This window comes from Candidatus Allofontibacter sp. (genome assembly GCF_038145245.1).
In the GTDB taxonomy this organism is placed as follows: Bacteria; Pseudomonadota; Alphaproteobacteria; order Pelagibacterales; family Pelagibacteraceae; genus Fontibacterium.
The window spans coordinates 23,480-39,449 of the sequence record NZ_JAYQPI010000006.1 but is presented as its reverse complement, the minus strand read 5'-3'; the positions used below and the strand labels follow the sequence as shown (position 1 = coordinate 39,449).

Genomic DNA, 15,970 nt, shown 5'->3' with positions numbered 1-15,970 from the left:
ATTAAATTATTAAATATTTTGAAATACTTATTCTTTCCATTCAGCCCAATTTGAATTCTTTTTTTATCATTTTTTTTGAAAAAAATAACTTTATCAATTAGATCTTCAACATCTTTATAAAAAATTATTTCCTTATTCGAAAAAAAATCACTATAACTAATTTTTTCATCTATTAATGTTGGCATACCATTTGCTATTAATGTTGAAATTCTGTTGCTAGAATAATATTTTACTGGTTCTCCCCTGCTTAGATTTAAGCCAAATTTACATTTGGATATTTCCTCAATAAATTTTTCTCCCCATATAGGCTGAATATTATTAAACCCGAAAATATTATAAGTGATTTGTTGAGATTTTTTTATTAACGAATTTAAAAAAATAAACCTTTCATCAATCTTATTATTTTTAAGAACACCCCTGTTAACTCCATGACTTACAGCATAAAAGATATCAAATTGATGATCTTTTGTTTTGTGTAAATTTAAATTTTCACAGTAATTAGATGCTGGTATTGGCATATAATTTACTTTATTTTTAGGAATAGAAGCTTCGACACATTGCTTAGCAGTTGTAATAAAAAACTGGTCAACATAATTTATATATTTTTCAATAAATTTTTTATTTTTAATGAAATCAGGTCCTTTACAATTAATTGAGTCTTCGTACCAAAAAGCAATTTTTATATCTGAAAATTCATCTTTAATATATTTTATAGTTTCAGTTTTTAATGAATTGGTATGACCTAATAAAATTAGGTTAGGTTTTAAGTTCTTGATAATATTTACAATTTTATCATTTATATCTACAAATATATTTTGCTTAGAAAAAAATCTATCGCTAAAATTAGTGACTTTAAAATTATTTTTTAAAAAGCCATCAGAAATTTTAGCAGCTAAATTAATATTAGATAATCTAAAATTATTTTTTTCATCAAAAGATGCAATGTGTAAAACTTTATTATTTTTTTTTTCAATATAATTAATTTTGAAATCTTTTTTTTCTATTAAATTATTTTTTATTTTTGACAAAATTTTTAAATTCTCAATGTAATTTATTTTATGGTTTTTATAATTTAACTTCTGAATTTTTTTTAATAAAGTTGGGTGTTTTATTAAATTTATAATTTCTTTTTAAATTGATTTAGAATTAACTTTTTTAAGAACGATTTGATTAAAAGATGTTTCTTTTAACCCGCCAAAACCACTTGTTATCAAAGCATTTCCCATATCTGACGACTCCATGGCAGTACGACCGAAAGGCTCATTCCAAGTTGATGGGACTATAGAAATTGACGATTTTTTATAAATATTTATAATTTTTTTATGTGATAACCAATTATAAATCTTTAATCTTTCATGAAAAAAATTGTATTTTTCTCTTTTTTCATTACCGGCGACAATAACTCTCCAGTCTTTGTATTTGTTTAAAATACTAATAACAGCTTTACCAAAATGATTATAACCTTTTGCAGAATTAAGTTTTCCAATAAAGACAATGATTTTTTCTTTTTTAATATTTATTTTAAAATTATGATTGTAATAATTTGTAGCAGGATAAATAACCCTTCCTTTTATTGGTAATAAATTTATTAAATTATAATAAAATCTATTCTTAACATAAGAACTTACAAAAATTAATTCATCACAGTTTTGTAAAATATTTAATTTTTCATTAATAGATGTTGATCCTCTTAACGTATTTGGATCGTTGTGGAATATTAAAATAAATTTAATTTCTGGAAATTTTTTTTTAAGAGTAAAAAAAAAATGAGGTCTGTTATGTATTACTATAACTTTTATTGTTTTTGGTAATTTTTTAACAAAATTTTTAAGATAAAAAAAACTATTATTTATAAAATTAACTTTTTTTAAATTTATAAAATTTTTTGAAAGAGTAGAAGAAGATGAAGAGATACCAAATATTAACTGTTTTTTTTCGATAAAACCTGTATTAAAATCTTTTACCCAAATTGAAGCAGCGGCTGCATTATTTAATGAATAGTCTTCTTTGTTAGGTAGTAATATAGCAATTTCTTTTTTTTGCTTCATTAAATAACAACCTTTAATCCATCATAACCAGGAGTTATATTTTTAGATATTTTTAACAACTTATGTTTTAGTGACAAATAATCGATGTCACTATGTAAATTCGTAAGAATAGCTTTTTTAGGTTTTAATATTTTTATATAAGATAAACATTTTTTGAAATTTAAATGTGTCGGATGATTTTTAAATTTTAAACAATCTATTATTAATAATTTTAACCCCTTTAATTTATTTAATGATATATTTGATATTGAACTGCAATCACTAATGTAAGCTATTTTGTTAAATAAATATCCATTAGAGTTGATATTGCCATGTTTAACTTTGATTGTTTCTAGTTGAATTGAGTTTTTATTTTTCTTTAGAAAGAAATTATTATTAATAATATTCATCTTTAAAATTGGTTTATAATATTTACTTTGCTTTACAAATAGGTATTTAAAGGAATTTAATAAATAGTTAGAAGTTTTTTTATCTGCATATATTGGTATTTTTTTTTTATTAATCCAAAAAAAAGGCCTAAGTTCATTAATCCCATGTGTCTGATCAGCATGATCGTGGGAATAGACAACGAAATCAATTTTTTTAATTTTATTATTTAACAGCTGATTTTTAATATCTGGTGAAGTGTCAATTATTATAGAGATTCCTTTATATTTGACAAATAAAGAGCATCTCATTCTTTGATTTTTCTTGTTTTTTTTATCAACTTTTCCCCAGCACCCATCTATTCTAGGAACTCCCAATGAACTACCACATCCAAGTAAAATAACTTCAGTTTTTTCCATTTAAAAAAAAATTTTTAAAATTAACTGTGGTAGAGCTTGCAACTTTCTCTAAAGCTAAGTTTTTAATAGCGGCAACAGTCTCTGCTACAATTTTGACATTTGCAGGCTCATTGCTTTTTCCTCTAAATGGATCTGGACTTAAATAAGGTGAATCTGTTTCTATTAACATCTTCTCCAAGGGGACATATTTAACAACATCTCTTAACTCATTAGATTTTTTAAACGTAATTATTCCACTAAATGAAATTAAACAATTTAGATCTAACAAATTTTTTGCAAAATTTAATGAACCAGTAAAGCAATGTATTAAAAAATTTGTTTTTTTATAATACTTTTTTACAATTGAAATAGTGTCTTCATCAGCATCTCTTGTATGAACAATTACAGGAACATTTTCAGAAATTGAAAATTCAATATGTTTTTCAAATGCAAAAATTTGGTCATCTTTTTGACTTCGTTTATAATAGTAATCTAAGCCAGTCTCACCAAAAGCTATAATTTTTTTATTATGTCTTTTAAGTTCAAGGATATCATTTAATTTATCAATTGCTCCTGTAGTTGAATTTGGATGTATTCCTATAGCTCCATAAACATTAGAATATTTATTAACTATATCTAAAACTTTTTTTGAACTTTCAAAACTTGTTCCAATTGTGAGCAGATTGATAACATTATTATTTTTAGCATTTAATAAGACTTGATCAATATTGTTTATTAACGGTTCATAATCAAGATGACAATGAGAATCTATTATCATTGTTTTTTAAATAAAATATTTATTTTTGTAATTTTAGTATCTGCCTTAATATAAAAATTTTTATTTATATTTTTGATATATCTTTCTTCATTATTAATATTTAATGAATCTAAAATTATCTTACTTTTTTCAGGAATAATTGGCTGCAATAAAATAGAAATTTTTCTCATAAATTCTAAAACGGTATAAATAATAATGTTTCTTTTTTCTAAATTATCATCTTTTAATGACCACGGAGCTGAGTCATTTACGTATTTATTAACCTCCGAACATAATTGAATTATATTTTTTAAATAATTATGAATCTCGTATTTATTAAAAGTTTCAATTAATAAATCTAAATTATCTTCCACTAAATTTAAAATTCTTAAATCAGAACTTTCCTTTGGATTACAATTAGGAATTATAGAATTTAATTTGTTATGAACAATTGAACTTATTCTTTGATATAAATTTCCAATATTATTAGCTAAATCACTATTTATACAATTAATTAAATTTTCAGGTGTTATTTTTCCATCTTCACCATAAATAACTTCTTTCATTAAATAATATCTTATTTCGTCTAAACCGAAATTATCGATAATTTCTAAAGGATCTAAAATATTTCCTTTAGATTTCGACATTTTTTCTTCTCCAGAAAGTATCCAACCATGAGCAAAAACTTTTTTTGGAGGATTAATACCAGCAGCCAACAAAAAAGCTGGCCAATAAACAGCATGAAATCTTATAATGTCTTTACCAATGATATGAACATCTGCGGGCCAAAACTGGTTCTTATTATCATTTTCAAAATAATTTAAAGCACTTATGTAATTAGTTAATGCATCTAGCCACACATAAATTACATGTTTGTTATTATTTGGAACTGGAATGCCCCACTTAAATGAGGCTCTGCTTATTGATAGATCTTTTAGACCTCCCTTAACAAAACTTATAACCTCGTTTCTTCTACTAAGCGGAGAGATAAAATCATAGTTATCTTCATAATATTTTAACAAAGGTTCTTGCCATTTTGATAGTCTAAAAAAATATGACTCTTCTTCCACCCATTCTACTTTGGAACCTGAAGCTTTAGAGACTTTAACATTTGACTTTATCTCAATCTCATCCTCATTATAAAAAGCCTCATCGGATACTGAATACCATCCAGAATATTTAGAAATATAAATTTCTTTTTTTTCCTCAAGAATATTCCATAATTTAGATACAGTTATTTTATGTCTTTCTTCTGTTGTTCTAATAAAATCAGTATTTGTAAGATTTAATTTTTTAGCTAGTTCAATAAAATTTTTAGAAATTTCATCACAAAAATCTTTTGGATCTTTTTTTTGTTGTTCAGCTGCTCTTTGAATTTTAAGTCCGTGCTCATCTGTTCCTGTTAAAAAATTAACATTAAACCCTTCTAATTTTTTAAATCTAGCAATTACATCAGCTGAAATGCTCGAATAAGCATGCCCCATGTGTGGTTTAGCCGATGGATAATAAATTGGTGTCGTCAAATAAAAATTTTTCATTTATTTTATACCAAGCAAAAGATTCAATTCATAAAAGTTACTTTTAACTTCATTATTGATCGAATTAATATTAAAAATAATAGAATTAATTTTATTTCTTATTCTTAAATTTTTAAAAAAATTATTTTTTTTTAAATTATTTACAAAATAATTTTCAATAAAAATATGCATTAAATCTAATACCTTATTACTTTTTTCCTCTAAATAATAATTCTGAATAGATAAAATTTTTTCAGAAAAATTTTTTTCATAAATATCTAATTCATCAAATAAAATGTTGATTTTAAGATTTATTCCTGGATTCAGATTTTCAATAATTTTATAACTAGTATCGTACTGAGAAAATAATTTTTCTTTAATAAAAGTACTTTCTTCTGAATTAATAAAAAGTCTGCAATTAAAACATCTAGATTTTATAGTCTCAAGTATAAATTTATTTTCTAGATGAGAAATGAAAAAAAAATTATTATCAGGAAGTTCTTCAAGAATTTTTAAAATTGAATTTGATGAATTTTTATTAAGATTTTCAGCTCCTTCTAAAAAAAATATTTTAGGTTTATTATTAATTGATGATTTATTAAAAAAATTTATAATTTCTCTTGTCTCTTCGATGCTTATAACCTTTTTATAATTATCAACTTTTAAATGTTTAAAATTAAAATTTACGTTGTTTATTATTTCTAGATAAGATTTATTATTCTCCATAATTTCATTTTTATTTATGTCGTATGTTTCATTTTCTTTATTTGATAAAATAAAATTTATTAAATGATAAACAAAGGTAGCTTTGCCAATCCCATCACTTCCATTAAATATAATCTTGTTTGGTAATTTGTTTATTTTATAAAGACGAATTAATTTCTTAAATAGCTCATTATGACCATACAAAAATCTTTGATACTTATTTAAAAATTCAATGTTTGAAAAATTACGATCTAGCATTTAATTTTTTTGTAATTATTTTGTTAATTTCATTTTGAATCTCATTAAGCGATTTATTTCCTTTAATTAAAATAATTCTTTTTTTGTAGGTTTTTGAGATTTTAAGAAAACCATTTCTAATTTTATTAAAGTGATGAACAGAGAGTTTATCAAATTTGTTAGTTTTTTTTGATCTTTTATTTATTCTAATTTTAGATTCCTTTTCATTCAAATCGATTAAAAAAGTAATATCTGGATGAATTTTTTTGTAAATTTTTTTTTGAATACTAAAAATAAATTTTTTATTCATACCTTCCAAGTAATGTTGATATGCTAACGTTGAGTAAAAAAATCTATCACAAACTACTATAAATTTTTTTTTGAGATATAAATTTATTTTATTTATAAGATGTTCATTTCTTGCTGCCATCAATAATAAAAATTCTGTTAACGGCTTAATATTTGTTTTTTTTTCTAATATTAAGTCTCTAATTCTTTCTGAGAATAAAGTTCCTCCTGGTTCTCGTGTTAAAATAACATTTTTAGTAATTTTTTTTTTTATAAACTTGTATAAAAGTTTTGCCTGAGTTGACTTTCCAGAGCCCTCTACCCCTTCAAAGCAGATAAATAATGGCTTTTTTAATGCCATAAGTAATGATTGATATTTTGGATGCCTTTAAAGAATATATTTTTATACGTTATATCTTTTTGAGCAAATAAATCTCTAGTGTCTATAAGTTCTTTGTTATTGTATATTCTAAGAATAGCTACTTTTTCAAATTTCTTTATAGGAATTTGTAATGGGTATTCATATTCTAATTCCATTCTAATTTTAGGATTTTTTAAATTTTTAGGTAAATTAACAAAGATTCCATCTTTATTTAATCCTTTGACATTTAGATAAGAAGAACTTCCATTCCATATTTTTATTCTAAATTTATCATCATCGTAGGATATTTTCATAAGGTCGATTTTGTTCAGAGCACTATTCAATAAGAATTTAGATGCTTCTGCCCTAGAAGACATTGTAGGTAAACCACTAATTACAGCTATTATTCTTCTATTGCCTTTTTTCTTTGTAACAGCAATAGAATATTTACTATCTTTTAAATGTCCTGTTTTAATACCATCAACCTCTTCATCATTAAAAAGTAGTATATTTCTATTTTCTTGTTTGACTGGATTTCCTCCTGTTCTGACCCATGCAAAATCTTTTTCTTTAAAATATTTATAATATTGAGGGTAGTTATTGATCAAATAAGAACACATTATAGCAATATCTCTTACCGTTGAATAATTGTCTTGGCTAAATGTTCCAGAAGAATTGCTAAAATTAGTGTTTATCATATTAATTTTTTTCGCTTTTTCATTCATTAAAACTACAAATTGTTCTTCACTACTTGATATTCCTTCGGCTAAAACAATTGATGCATCAACTCCAGAAACAATAATTAATCCTCTTAATAAATCTTCGATTGCAACTTTGTCACCTGGAACTAAAAACATGGTCGATTCCCCAGATTTAGTTGCGTTACGAGCTTTTTTAGAAACAGTAAATTGATCTGTTAATTTAATTTTTTTATCCTTAAGCTGATCAAATACTACAATAGCTGTCATAATTTTAGTCATGGATGCTGGTGATATTTTTTGATCAGCATTTTTTTGAGCTAATATAGTGCCACTGGAGTGGTCTATCACAATTCCTTGTCTAACTTTATCAGGAATAATTACTTGCGAATATGATGTTGATGAAAAGATTAATATTGCAAAAATTAAAATAAAAATTTTTTTAAAATTCATTCTATGCTTATATTATAATTTTCAAACTTAGTATTTGCAATTTTACTATAATAAATATCAAATTCATTGATATCATTTATAGTCATAGCTTTAACTCTAAATTTTTTATTAACTTTAACTATAACTGGATTAATACTTTTTATTTCTTTTTTTAATAAACTAACCATATCTAAAGCTGTATTCTTAAAAGTAAAATCACCATAATAAATTGAAACATTTTTTAAATTATCATTTTTATAATTACTGCTTTTAGAATTACTATTTTTAGATAAATCAATTACATCAACATTTGTTGTTTCTATGTTTTGTAAAACTTTTTTTTCTTCTTCAAAAATTTTTGCAATTTCTGCTTTGAATACTTTGTTTGATTTTATAGTTTCAACTTTTATTATTGGTAATTTTGGATTTAGTTCTAATAAACTAAAATATTTATTAGGGATAATTATTTCTCTTTCTTTTCCAATTTTAGAAGTTTTATTAATACTTAAAATTATATTTTTTTTATTTAATAAGTTTGTAATTTTAATTTGACTTTCTGAAGCTAAAATTGGATGTATAATGTCCTCATTTATTGAAAGTTCTGCAAAGCCAATTTTTTCATAGGGAATAACTTTTTCATATGATGTGAAATTTTGACATGATGAAATTAAAATAAAAAATAAAATTAAAATTCTAGTCTTCATTTATAATTTTATTTTATCTGAAAGAGTCCCAACGGTAATTGCAAAACGTAAAGATCTATTCCATTCTAATAATTTTAAGAAATTATCAAATACAATATAAATTGGACCATCATTTCCATCAGGTCTAATTAACCAACCTTCTTTTTTATCTGTTGTTAGGATCTCACTGTCATTTATATTTTTAAAACCTAACTGTTTTAATTTTAAAATTGAAACTTTATTTTTAAGATTTCTAGAGTCAGAATTTATTAAATTACTCTCAAAATTTTTATTAATTTTTACTTCAAACCCCCATATATCTTTATCTTTCCAACCTATTGTATTTAAATAATTTGCTGCAGAAGCAACAGAGTCTTGAAATGAATTTATTAAATCAATTTCTGAAACTTCATCAAAATTAATTCCATATTTTTGAATCGTTGAGGGCATAAATTGAAAATTTCCAATAGCTCCAGCCCATGAACCATATAAACTCTCATATTTTATAATTTTATTATCAATTAATTTTAAAAGAATAATTAACTCTTTTTCAAAATATTCTGATCTTCGGTTATCAAATGATAAAGTTGCTAAAGCTGAGATAATATCTACTCTGCCCTTGTTAGCTCCAAAATTTGTTTCTATTCCCCATAGAGCTATTAAAATTTCTTTATCAACCTTAAATTTATTGTAAACTTTATCAAGTAAAGTCGAATTATCATCTAAAAGTTTTTTGGCAGTAAATATTCTTTTTTCATCAACTCTTTTATCTAAATATTCATAAGTCTTTTCAAAAAATTCTGGCTGTTTTCTATCTAGGGCAACGATTTTTTCCAAAAATCTAACATTATTTAATGCATAATTTACAGTTTCTTTTGAAACACCCTGAGTAACTGCTCTACTCTTAAAAGCAACTATCCAATCATTAAATTTTTCGTTTGATATAGAAACATTTGGAATAAATATTAAAAATAAATAAATAATTAGAAATATTTTAAATTTAAGGTAAATATTCATCACATTTTTTAACATAGACGACATTTAAAGTCATTAATCAAGGAGAGGTGGCTGAGCGGTTGAAAGCACTAGTCTTGAAAACTAGCAACGGGGCAACTCGTTCGTGGGTTCAAATCCCACCCTCTCCGCCAATGTTTTTATAAATTAATAATTAGTAAAAATTAAAATTTTAATCTAAAATTTTTAATTTTGCTAGATATAGAAAATTTTTCAAGTTCAATATTTTTTTTTTTATCAATTAACCAAGAGCTTAGTTCTTTATCGGTATAATTTAATAAAAGTTCAAATTCATTTAATTCATTAGTATTTAAATGTTTTAAATTTTCTTTAGCAAATCCACCAATTATTAAATCCATTTCTTTGGTTCCTCTATGATTAGAGCGATATAAAAGTTTTTTTATTAAATTATTCATATCTAATATATATATCTTAATTAAAATTAGTCTTTAAATGATAGAAAAAAATTTTAATTTTTTTTTTAATCCAATTTCTAAAATTAAAGGAATAGGACCAAAAATACAAAAATTATTTAATGAAAAAAAAATAGAATCTAATATAGATTTAATTTTTAATTTTCCTTATGGAATAATTGATAGAACTCATTGTCCTAAATTAAACAACTTAGAAATAGGTAAAATTAGCACTATATTTGTTAAGGTAAAAAAACATAATTTTCCAAGATTAAGAAGGCTTCCTAATACTGTTCAATGTTATGATGACACAGGTGAAATAAACATTGTTTTTTTCAATACCAGAGAAAATTACATTAAGGAAATATTACCCATTAACAACGAAGTCATTATTAGTGGGAAAGTTAATGTTTATAAAAATAAATATCAAATAACAAATCCAGATTACGTTACCTCAATTCATAATGAAGACAAGGTTAGTAAAGTAATGCCAACTTACAGTTCGTTAAAAGGAATTTCTAATAAAACTATAAACAAAATATATGAAAATATTACTAATGAAATTCCCGATATTGAAGAATGGCATAGAGATATTTTTATTAAAAAAAATAAATGGTTAAGTTTTAAAGATTCATTAATTCAGTTGCATAATCCAAAAAAAATTGAAGATTTAGATAAAAATTCTTTAGCCTATGAAAGAATATCTTTTGATGAAATATTCTCTAATTTATTAATCTTTTCTCAGATCAAAAAAAAAAATTTAGCAATTCATAAAGATGCTAAAATTTTTTCTTCTAATTATAAATCTAAAGTAATTAAAAATTTATCATTTAAATTAACTAATGATCAGGAACATATTATTGCAGAAATTGAGGATGGATTAAAAAAAAATAAAAAAATGTTAAGACTCCTTCAAGGCGATGTTGGTTCAGGAAAAACTATAATTTCAATTATCTCTGGATTAAATGTTATAGCTGCTGGCTTTCAAGTAGCTTTAATGTGTCCTACCGAGATATTAGCATTACAACATTTAAATTTGATTAAATCCATAACCCAAGGTCTTGATATAAATATTAAAATTTTAAGTGGCAGTATTAACAAAAAAATACAAATCGAAATTAAGAAAGAACTTGCCGAAGGTAAAATTAATTTTTTAATTGGAACTCACTCTTTATTTCAAGAAAGTGTTTTATTTAAGAAATTAGGATTAATTATTATAGATGAACAACATAAATTTGGCGTTAAACAAAGAATAAATCTTTCTGAAAAAGGAGGAGCAAACTGTGACGTACTGTTAATGAGCGCAACACCTATACCAAGAACCCTAATTCTATCAACTTATGGAGATATGGATATTTCAACACTTAAAGAAAAACCATTTAAAAAAACAAAAATTATAACAAATATTATTCCTGAAAATAAAATATCTGATTTAATTAATTTGATAAAAAATAAAATTGAAAATAAACAACAAATTTATTGGATTTGTCCTTTAATTGAAGAAAGCAAAAAAGTTAAATTAACCCCCGTTATAGAAAGATATGAATTTTTAAATAAATATTTTCCAAAAAAAGTTGCAATAATGCATGGCAATTTAAAAAATGATGAAAAAATTAGTATAATGAAAGATTTCTTAGATAAAAAATTTTTTATATTAATATCTACAACAGTAGTGGAAGTTGGTGTTGATAATCAAAATGCAAATACAATTATAATTGAAAATTCAGAAAGATTTGGACTTGCTCAATTACATCAATTAAGAGGAAGAGTCGGAAGAGGAATAGATGACGGAGAATGTATTCTCATTTATTCAAAATCAATAAGCGAAAATGGAAAAAAAAGGCTTAAAATTCTTAAAGAATCTAATGATGGATTTTTTATATCTGAACAAGATTTAAAATTACGAGGATTTGGAGATATTATTGGTTACAAACAAAGTGGTGAAAAAGATTTTATTGTAGCCGATCCAATGTATCATTCTCATCTTTTTGAGTTAGCTAAGCAAGAAACTGATTATTACACTAAAGATAATTTATCAGTTGATAAATTTAACACTTTACTGAAGTTTTTTAAAAAAGATAAAATACTAAATATAATAGATAGTGGTTAATTTTTTTTATACCCTATTGCAATCTCAAACTCGCCTAAACGTTTATAAATAGATCTTAATTCAGTAATAGTAGTCCATTGGTGAATAAACAATGAAAAACTATTATGAACTCTTTGAAAAGCATTGGATACTTGGACTATAACACCTAAAGTAATTGCACCTGCAAATAGACTTGGAGCCATTACAAGATATGGAACTATTACCATAAATTGATCGTATAAATTTACCCAAATGTCAAAATAGCCATAATTATAAAAAAGTCTGTGATAATTAAATTTAATTCCCGAAAATAATTCAAATATAGTATCTGGTTTTGCATATTTTAACCTATCATCTTCTCCGTAAACTAATTCTTTTCTAAATGATGCTTCTACTTTTTGATTATTATACTCAAGACCTGGTAATTTAATTCCAACAAACCAGCTAATTATTAAACCTCCCAAACTTACGATTAAAGATACCCAAACTAAAGATCCTGGAAATTGCTTTAGGAATTCAATTTGTATCCCAGATGAAAGACCCCATAATATAGGGACAAAAGCAATTAAAGTCATAATAGCTCTAATAACCTGAAGTCCTAAACTTTCTACAATTTTTGCAAATCTGCTCGTATCTTCTTGAATTCTTTGTGATGCGCCTTCTACTTTTTCAAGGCTATTTTTCCATAAAGGAATATAGTCAAAAGTGATCGCTTCACGCCATCGTAGAGAATAAACTCTTGTAAAAAAACCTGTAAATGTCGCAAGGATTACATATGGAAAAGCTAAATAACAAAAAATATAAATTTTTTCCCAAAATTCAGAAATATTATTTTTTGCTGCATTCTGCAATAAGTCATAAAAACCTTTATACCATTCATTTATTTTAACAGTTATAGATACTTGGATTAGAAGTGAAAAAATCAATAATAAACCACCACCCCATGACCATAAAATCCATTTTTTATTAAAAAAAAAACTTTTAAACATTATTTAAAAAATTATCTGCATAAGCTTTGATTATTAGTTTACTTTTTTTATGTGTTATTAGATCAAATTCAATATTATTTTGTTTTGCATAGGCAATAGCCTGCTCTTGTGTTTCAAATTTTAGCTTAATTTGCTCATCTGTATTTAAAGATGACGTCCAACCCATCACAAAATCTTTGTTAGAATTAGATTTATTAAATTCTAAAATCCAAAATTTTGTTCGAGCTTTGCCCGATTGCATTGCAGTTTTAACAGGTTGATAAATTTTAGCTCTTTGATTCATTAATAACTTTCTTCTGAAGAGTCTTCTACTCGTGCAGCAGAAACAACTTTTTCATCTTCTGAAAGATTAAAAATTTTAACTCCTTGAGTGTTTCTACCAGTAATTCTAATATCTTTAACATTACATCTAATCATCTGGCCTTTATCAGTAATTAACATAATTTGGTCTTCATGATTGATTGTAAATGTTGAGGCAACATTACCATTTCTTTGCGAACTTATAATATTAATTATTCCTTGACCCCCTCTACCGCTTACTCTGTATTCATATGCAGAAGAACGTTTTCCGTAACCATTTTCAGTTATAGTCAAAATATACTGTTCTTTATTTTTAAATTCTTCAATTTGCTTTTTAGATAACGATATTATTTTAGTTGTTTCATTCTCATCGTCTGAATTTACTTCTGCATCTTTTTCTAATCTTGATGATTTAATATATGATCTTGCTTGATCGGATGTTATTTTAACGCTTTTCAAAATTGACAAAGAAATGATTTTATCATCCTTTTTTAAGGACATGCCTTTAATTCCTTTAGAAGATCTACCTTTAAAAAGTCTAAGGTTTTTTGATTGAACTCTTAAAGATTTTCCATTCTTTGAACTTAATAAAAAATCATCATCATCATCTAAAATTTTAATTCCAACAATTGAATCATTATTTTCTAATTTCATTGCTATTTTTCCACTTTGTTGAATACTTTCAAAATCTAAAAGGCTATTCTTTCTTACTTTACCGCTCGCAGTAGCGAATATAATTTTCATTTTTTTCCATAAAGACTCATCACTTGGTAAAGGCATAATTGATGTGATTATATGACCTTCTTTTAATGGAAGAATACTATGAAGAGCCTTGCCTTTTGACTGATTTGAACCTTCGGGAATTTTCCATGCTTTTAATTTATAAACTATACCTTTTGATGAAAAGAAAAGAATAGGCGTATGAGTGTTAGCAGTAAATATTTGACTTACAAAATCTTCGTCTCTGGTAGTTATTCCTGTTTTACCTTTACCACCTCTTTTTTGAACTCTAATTGAACTTAAAGGACTTCTTTTAATATATCCTTTGTTAGTAATAGTAATAATCACATCTTCTTTTTGAACCACATCTTCAATATCAAATGTTCCTACTTGATTTATAATTTTAGTTTTTCTAGAAGTTGCAAATTTTGCTTTAATATCTTTTAGCTCATCTTTAATCTGATTTAACAGTACACTTCTGTCATTGAGAATTTTTTTATAATTAACTATAAGTTTATAAAGTTCGCTAATTTCTTGATTAATTTCCTCATGACCAATTGCAGTAAGTTTTTGAAGTCTAAGTTCTAAAATTGCTCTAACTTGATAATCTGATAAATGATATTGATCTTTATTAGATAAATCACTGACGTCCAAAACATCCTTATTTATTTTTGATTTTTTAAAACTCCATTGTTTATTTTGAAGTGTAATCTTTGCTTCATTTGGGTTTTTAGATTTACGAATAATATTTATAATTTCATCAATATTTTCTATTGCTATAAATAATCCAATTAGAATGTGAACTCGATCTTTAGCCTTTTTTAAGTCAAATAATGTTCTTTTAATTAAAACTTTTTCTCTAAATTCTACAAAAACTTTTATAAATTGTTTTAAATTTAGTAACTCAGGTTTACCGTTAAGGATTGCAAGAGTATTAAATCCAAATGATGACTCAATTGGAGAGTATTTATAAAGTTGATTTATAATTACTTCGCTTGATACTCCTCTTTTTAAATCAATAACTATTCTTACGCCTTCCTTATTAGATTCATCTCTTATATCTGATATGCCTTCAATTTTTTTTTCTCTTACCAAAAGAGCAATTTTTTCTATTAGTAAAGATTTGTTAGTTTGGAATGGTACTGACTTAATCACTATAAGAGTTTTGTCTTTTTTTTCTTCCTCTGTATCAATTTCACCTCTTATTTTTATTGATCCTCTTCCGGTTTTATATCCAGTTTTTATTGCTTCTTTTCCAATTATCAAACCTCCAGTAGGAAAATCAGGGCCTGGAATTAACTTAATTAACTCATCAATGGAAATTTCATTATTATCAATATAAGCAAGAGTACCATCAATAATTTCTCCAAGATTATGAGGTGGAATATTTGTTGCCATTCCAACAGCTATGCCACCTGCTCCATTTACTAACAAATTAGGAAATTGAGTTGGAAGTACGGTTGGTTCTAATTCAGTATCGTCATAATTGTTTTGATAATCAATTGTATTTTTTTCAATATCTGCAACTAAATATTCGGAAATTTTAGCTAATCTTGTTTCAGTGTAACGCATTGCAGCAGCTCTATCGCCATCCATAGATCCAAAATTACCTTGGCCATCTAATAATTTTACACTCATAGAAAAATCTTGAGCTAATCGAACTAAAGCATCGTAAACTGCCTGATCGCCATGCGGGTGATACTTACCAATTACATCGCCGACTACTCTTGCTGATTTTCTAAATTGTTTTGACCAATCATATCCACCTTTGTACATCGCATAGATAATTCTTCTATGAACAGGCTTTAATCCGTCTCTTGCATCAGGTAGTGCTCTACTTATGATAACGCTCATTGCGTAGGATAAGTATGAGGTTTTCATCTCATCTACGATTTGAACTGAGCTATATTTTTTATTGATTGAATTTTCTTGATTTAAATCTTCACTCATGAAGT

At 24.9% G+C, this 15,970-nt stretch carries 15 protein-coding genes and 1 tRNA gene; 2 read left to right on the top strand and 14 right to left on the bottom strand.

What is annotated here, in order from left to right:
- The 10 genes from AC8IGH_RS02165 to AC8IGH_RS02120 all read right to left on the bottom strand — a co-directional run.
- On the bottom strand, window positions 1–1,028 hold a 1,028-nt coding region (locus AC8IGH_RS02165), incomplete at its 3' end, for a glycosyltransferase (protein WP_507419077.1).
- A 102-nt stretch (window positions 1,029–1,130) separates the two neighbouring features.
- Window positions 1,131–2,048: a glycosyltransferase gene (locus AC8IGH_RS02160; protein ID WP_507419076.1), complete on the bottom strand. Its 918-nt coding sequence runs from the start codon at window positions 2,046–2,048 to the stop codon at window positions 1,131–1,133.
- A complete protein-coding gene (locus AC8IGH_RS02155) occupies window positions 2,048–2,833 on the bottom strand; it encodes an MBL fold metallo-hydrolase (protein ID WP_507419075.1) in 786 nt (261 codons plus the stop codon). The genes AC8IGH_RS02160 and AC8IGH_RS02155 overlap by 1 nt, the downstream gene beginning before the upstream one ends.
- Window positions 2,820–3,590: a TatD family hydrolase gene (locus tag AC8IGH_RS02150; protein WP_507419074.1), complete on the bottom strand. Its 771-nt coding sequence runs from the start codon at window positions 3,588–3,590 to the stop codon at window positions 2,820–2,822. Before AC8IGH_RS02150 ends, AC8IGH_RS02155 begins: the two co-directional genes overlap by 14 nt.
- Window positions 3,587–5,107 (bottom strand): methionine--tRNA ligase, encoded by a 1,521-nt coding sequence (gene metG, locus AC8IGH_RS02145; RefSeq protein ID WP_507419073.1) that lies wholly within the window; start codon window positions 5,105–5,107, stop codon window positions 3,587–3,589. The genes AC8IGH_RS02150 and metG overlap by 4 nt, the downstream gene beginning before the upstream one ends.
- Window positions 5,108–6,049: a DNA polymerase III delta subunit-related protein gene (locus tag AC8IGH_RS02140; protein ID WP_507419072.1), complete on the bottom strand. Its 942-nt coding sequence runs from the start codon at window positions 6,047–6,049 to the stop codon at window positions 5,108–5,110.
- Window positions 6,036–6,677 (bottom strand): dTMP kinase, encoded by a 642-nt coding sequence (tmk, locus tag AC8IGH_RS02135; RefSeq protein WP_507419071.1) that lies wholly within the window; start codon window positions 6,675–6,677, stop codon window positions 6,036–6,038. The genes AC8IGH_RS02140 and tmk overlap by 14 nt, the downstream gene beginning before the upstream one ends.
- Window positions 6,668–7,828 carry a D-alanyl-D-alanine carboxypeptidase family protein gene (locus AC8IGH_RS02130; RefSeq protein WP_507419070.1) on the bottom strand — a complete coding sequence of 387 codons (1,161 nt, stop codon included), beginning with the start codon at window positions 7,826–7,828 and terminating at the stop codon, window positions 6,668–6,670. The genes tmk and AC8IGH_RS02130 overlap by 10 nt, the downstream gene beginning before the upstream one ends.
- Entirely contained in the window at window positions 7,825–8,511 is a 687-nt protein-coding gene (locus tag AC8IGH_RS02125) for a hypothetical protein (RefSeq protein WP_507419069.1), read from the bottom strand. The genes AC8IGH_RS02130 and AC8IGH_RS02125 overlap by 4 nt, the downstream gene beginning before the upstream one ends.
- Window positions 8,512–9,531 (bottom strand): lytic murein transglycosylase, encoded by a 1,020-nt coding sequence (locus tag AC8IGH_RS02120; protein WP_507419068.1) that lies wholly within the window; start codon window positions 9,529–9,531, stop codon window positions 8,512–8,514.
- Window positions 9,532–9,548: 17 nt separating this feature from the next.
- Between AC8IGH_RS02120 and AC8IGH_RS02115 the strand changes: the two genes are divergently transcribed.
- Window positions 9,549–9,638, top strand: a tRNA-Ser gene (locus AC8IGH_RS02115).
- Between the two features lie 30 nt (window positions 9,639–9,668).
- Here AC8IGH_RS02115 and AC8IGH_RS02110 read toward each other — a convergent pair.
- A complete protein-coding gene (locus tag AC8IGH_RS02110; protein ID WP_507419067.1) occupies window positions 9,669–9,920 on the bottom strand; it encodes a succinate dehydrogenase assembly factor 2 in 252 nt (83 codons plus the stop codon).
- Between the two features lie 37 nt (window positions 9,921–9,957).
- Between AC8IGH_RS02110 and AC8IGH_RS02105 the strand changes: the two genes are divergently transcribed.
- On the top strand, window positions 9,958–12,027 hold the full coding sequence (locus AC8IGH_RS02105) for an ATP-dependent DNA helicase RecG (protein WP_507419066.1): 2,070 nt from the start codon (window positions 9,958–9,960) through the stop codon (window positions 12,025–12,027).
- Here the strand turns inward: AC8IGH_RS02105 and AC8IGH_RS02100 are convergent.
- Genes AC8IGH_RS02100 through gyrA form a run of 3 tightly spaced genes read right to left on the bottom strand, consistent with a single transcriptional unit; the run spans window position 12,024 to window position 15,965 of the window.
- Complete coding sequence (locus AC8IGH_RS02100) at window positions 12,024–12,995, bottom strand: putative transporter (RefSeq protein WP_507419065.1); 972 nt, start codon at window positions 12,993–12,995, stop codon at window positions 12,024–12,026. The genes AC8IGH_RS02105 and AC8IGH_RS02100 overlap by 4 nt on opposite strands.
- Window positions 12,988–13,278, bottom strand: a complete 291-nt coding sequence (locus tag AC8IGH_RS02095) for an NADH dehydrogenase ubiquinone Fe-S protein 4 (RefSeq protein ID WP_507419064.1) — start codon at window positions 13,276–13,278, stop codon at window positions 12,988–12,990. Before AC8IGH_RS02095 ends, AC8IGH_RS02100 begins: the two co-directional genes overlap by 8 nt.
- Window positions 13,278–15,965 carry a DNA gyrase subunit A gene (gyrA, locus tag AC8IGH_RS02090; protein WP_507419063.1) on the bottom strand — a complete coding sequence of 896 codons (2,688 nt, stop codon included), beginning with the start codon at window positions 15,963–15,965 and terminating at the stop codon, window positions 13,278–13,280. Before gyrA ends, AC8IGH_RS02095 begins: the two co-directional genes overlap by 1 nt.
- Window positions 15,966–15,970 lie beyond the last annotated feature (5 nt).

What these genes read in the sequence shown, in the direction of transcription:
- metG (WP_507419073.1), bottom strand. Translation starts at nt 5,107, where the DNA reads ATGAAAAATTTTTATTTGACGACACCAATTTATTATCCATCGGCTAAA.
- AC8IGH_RS02125 (WP_507419069.1), bottom strand. Translation starts at nt 8,511, where the DNA reads ATGAAGACTAGAATTTTAATTTTATTTTTTATTTTAATTTCATCATGT.
- AC8IGH_RS02110 (WP_507419067.1), bottom strand. Translation starts at nt 9,920, where the DNA reads ATGAATAATTTAATAAAAAAACTTTTATATCGCTCTAATCATAGAGGA.
- AC8IGH_RS02140 (WP_507419072.1), bottom strand. Translation starts at nt 6,049, where the DNA reads ATGCTAGATCGTAATTTTTCAAACATTGAATTTTTAAATAAGTATCAA.
- gyrA (WP_507419063.1), bottom strand. Translation starts at nt 15,965, where the DNA reads ATGAGTGAAGATTTAAATCAAGAAAATTCAATCAATAAAAAATATAGC.
- AC8IGH_RS02100 (WP_507419065.1), bottom strand. Translation starts at nt 12,995, where the DNA reads ATGTTTAAAAGTTTTTTTTTTAATAAAAAATGGATTTTATGGTCATGG.
- AC8IGH_RS02130 (WP_507419070.1), bottom strand. Translation starts at nt 7,828, where the DNA reads ATGAATTTTAAAAAAATTTTTATTTTAATTTTTGCAATATTAATCTTT.
- AC8IGH_RS02120 (WP_507419068.1), bottom strand. Translation starts at nt 9,531, where the DNA reads ATGTCGTCTATGTTAAAAAATGTGATGAATATTTACCTTAAATTTAAA.
- AC8IGH_RS02095 (WP_507419064.1), bottom strand. Translation starts at nt 13,278, where the DNA reads ATGAATCAAAGAGCTAAAATTTATCAACCTGTTAAAACTGCAATGCAA.
- AC8IGH_RS02105 (WP_507419066.1), top strand. Translation starts at nt 9,958, where the DNA reads ATGATAGAAAAAAATTTTAATTTTTTTTTTAATCCAATTTCTAAAATT.
- tmk (WP_507419071.1), bottom strand. Translation starts at nt 6,677, where the DNA reads ATGGCATTAAAAAAGCCATTATTTATCTGCTTTGAAGGGGTAGAGGGC.
- AC8IGH_RS02150 (WP_507419074.1), bottom strand. Translation starts at nt 3,590, where the DNA reads ATGATAATAGATTCTCATTGTCATCTTGATTATGAACCGTTAATAAAC.
- AC8IGH_RS02155 (WP_507419075.1), bottom strand. Translation starts at nt 2,833, where the DNA reads ATGGAAAAAACTGAAGTTATTTTACTTGGATGTGGTAGTTCATTGGGA.
- AC8IGH_RS02160 (WP_507419076.1), bottom strand. Translation starts at nt 2,048, where the DNA reads ATGAAGCAAAAAAAAGAAATTGCTATATTACTACCTAACAAAGAAGAC.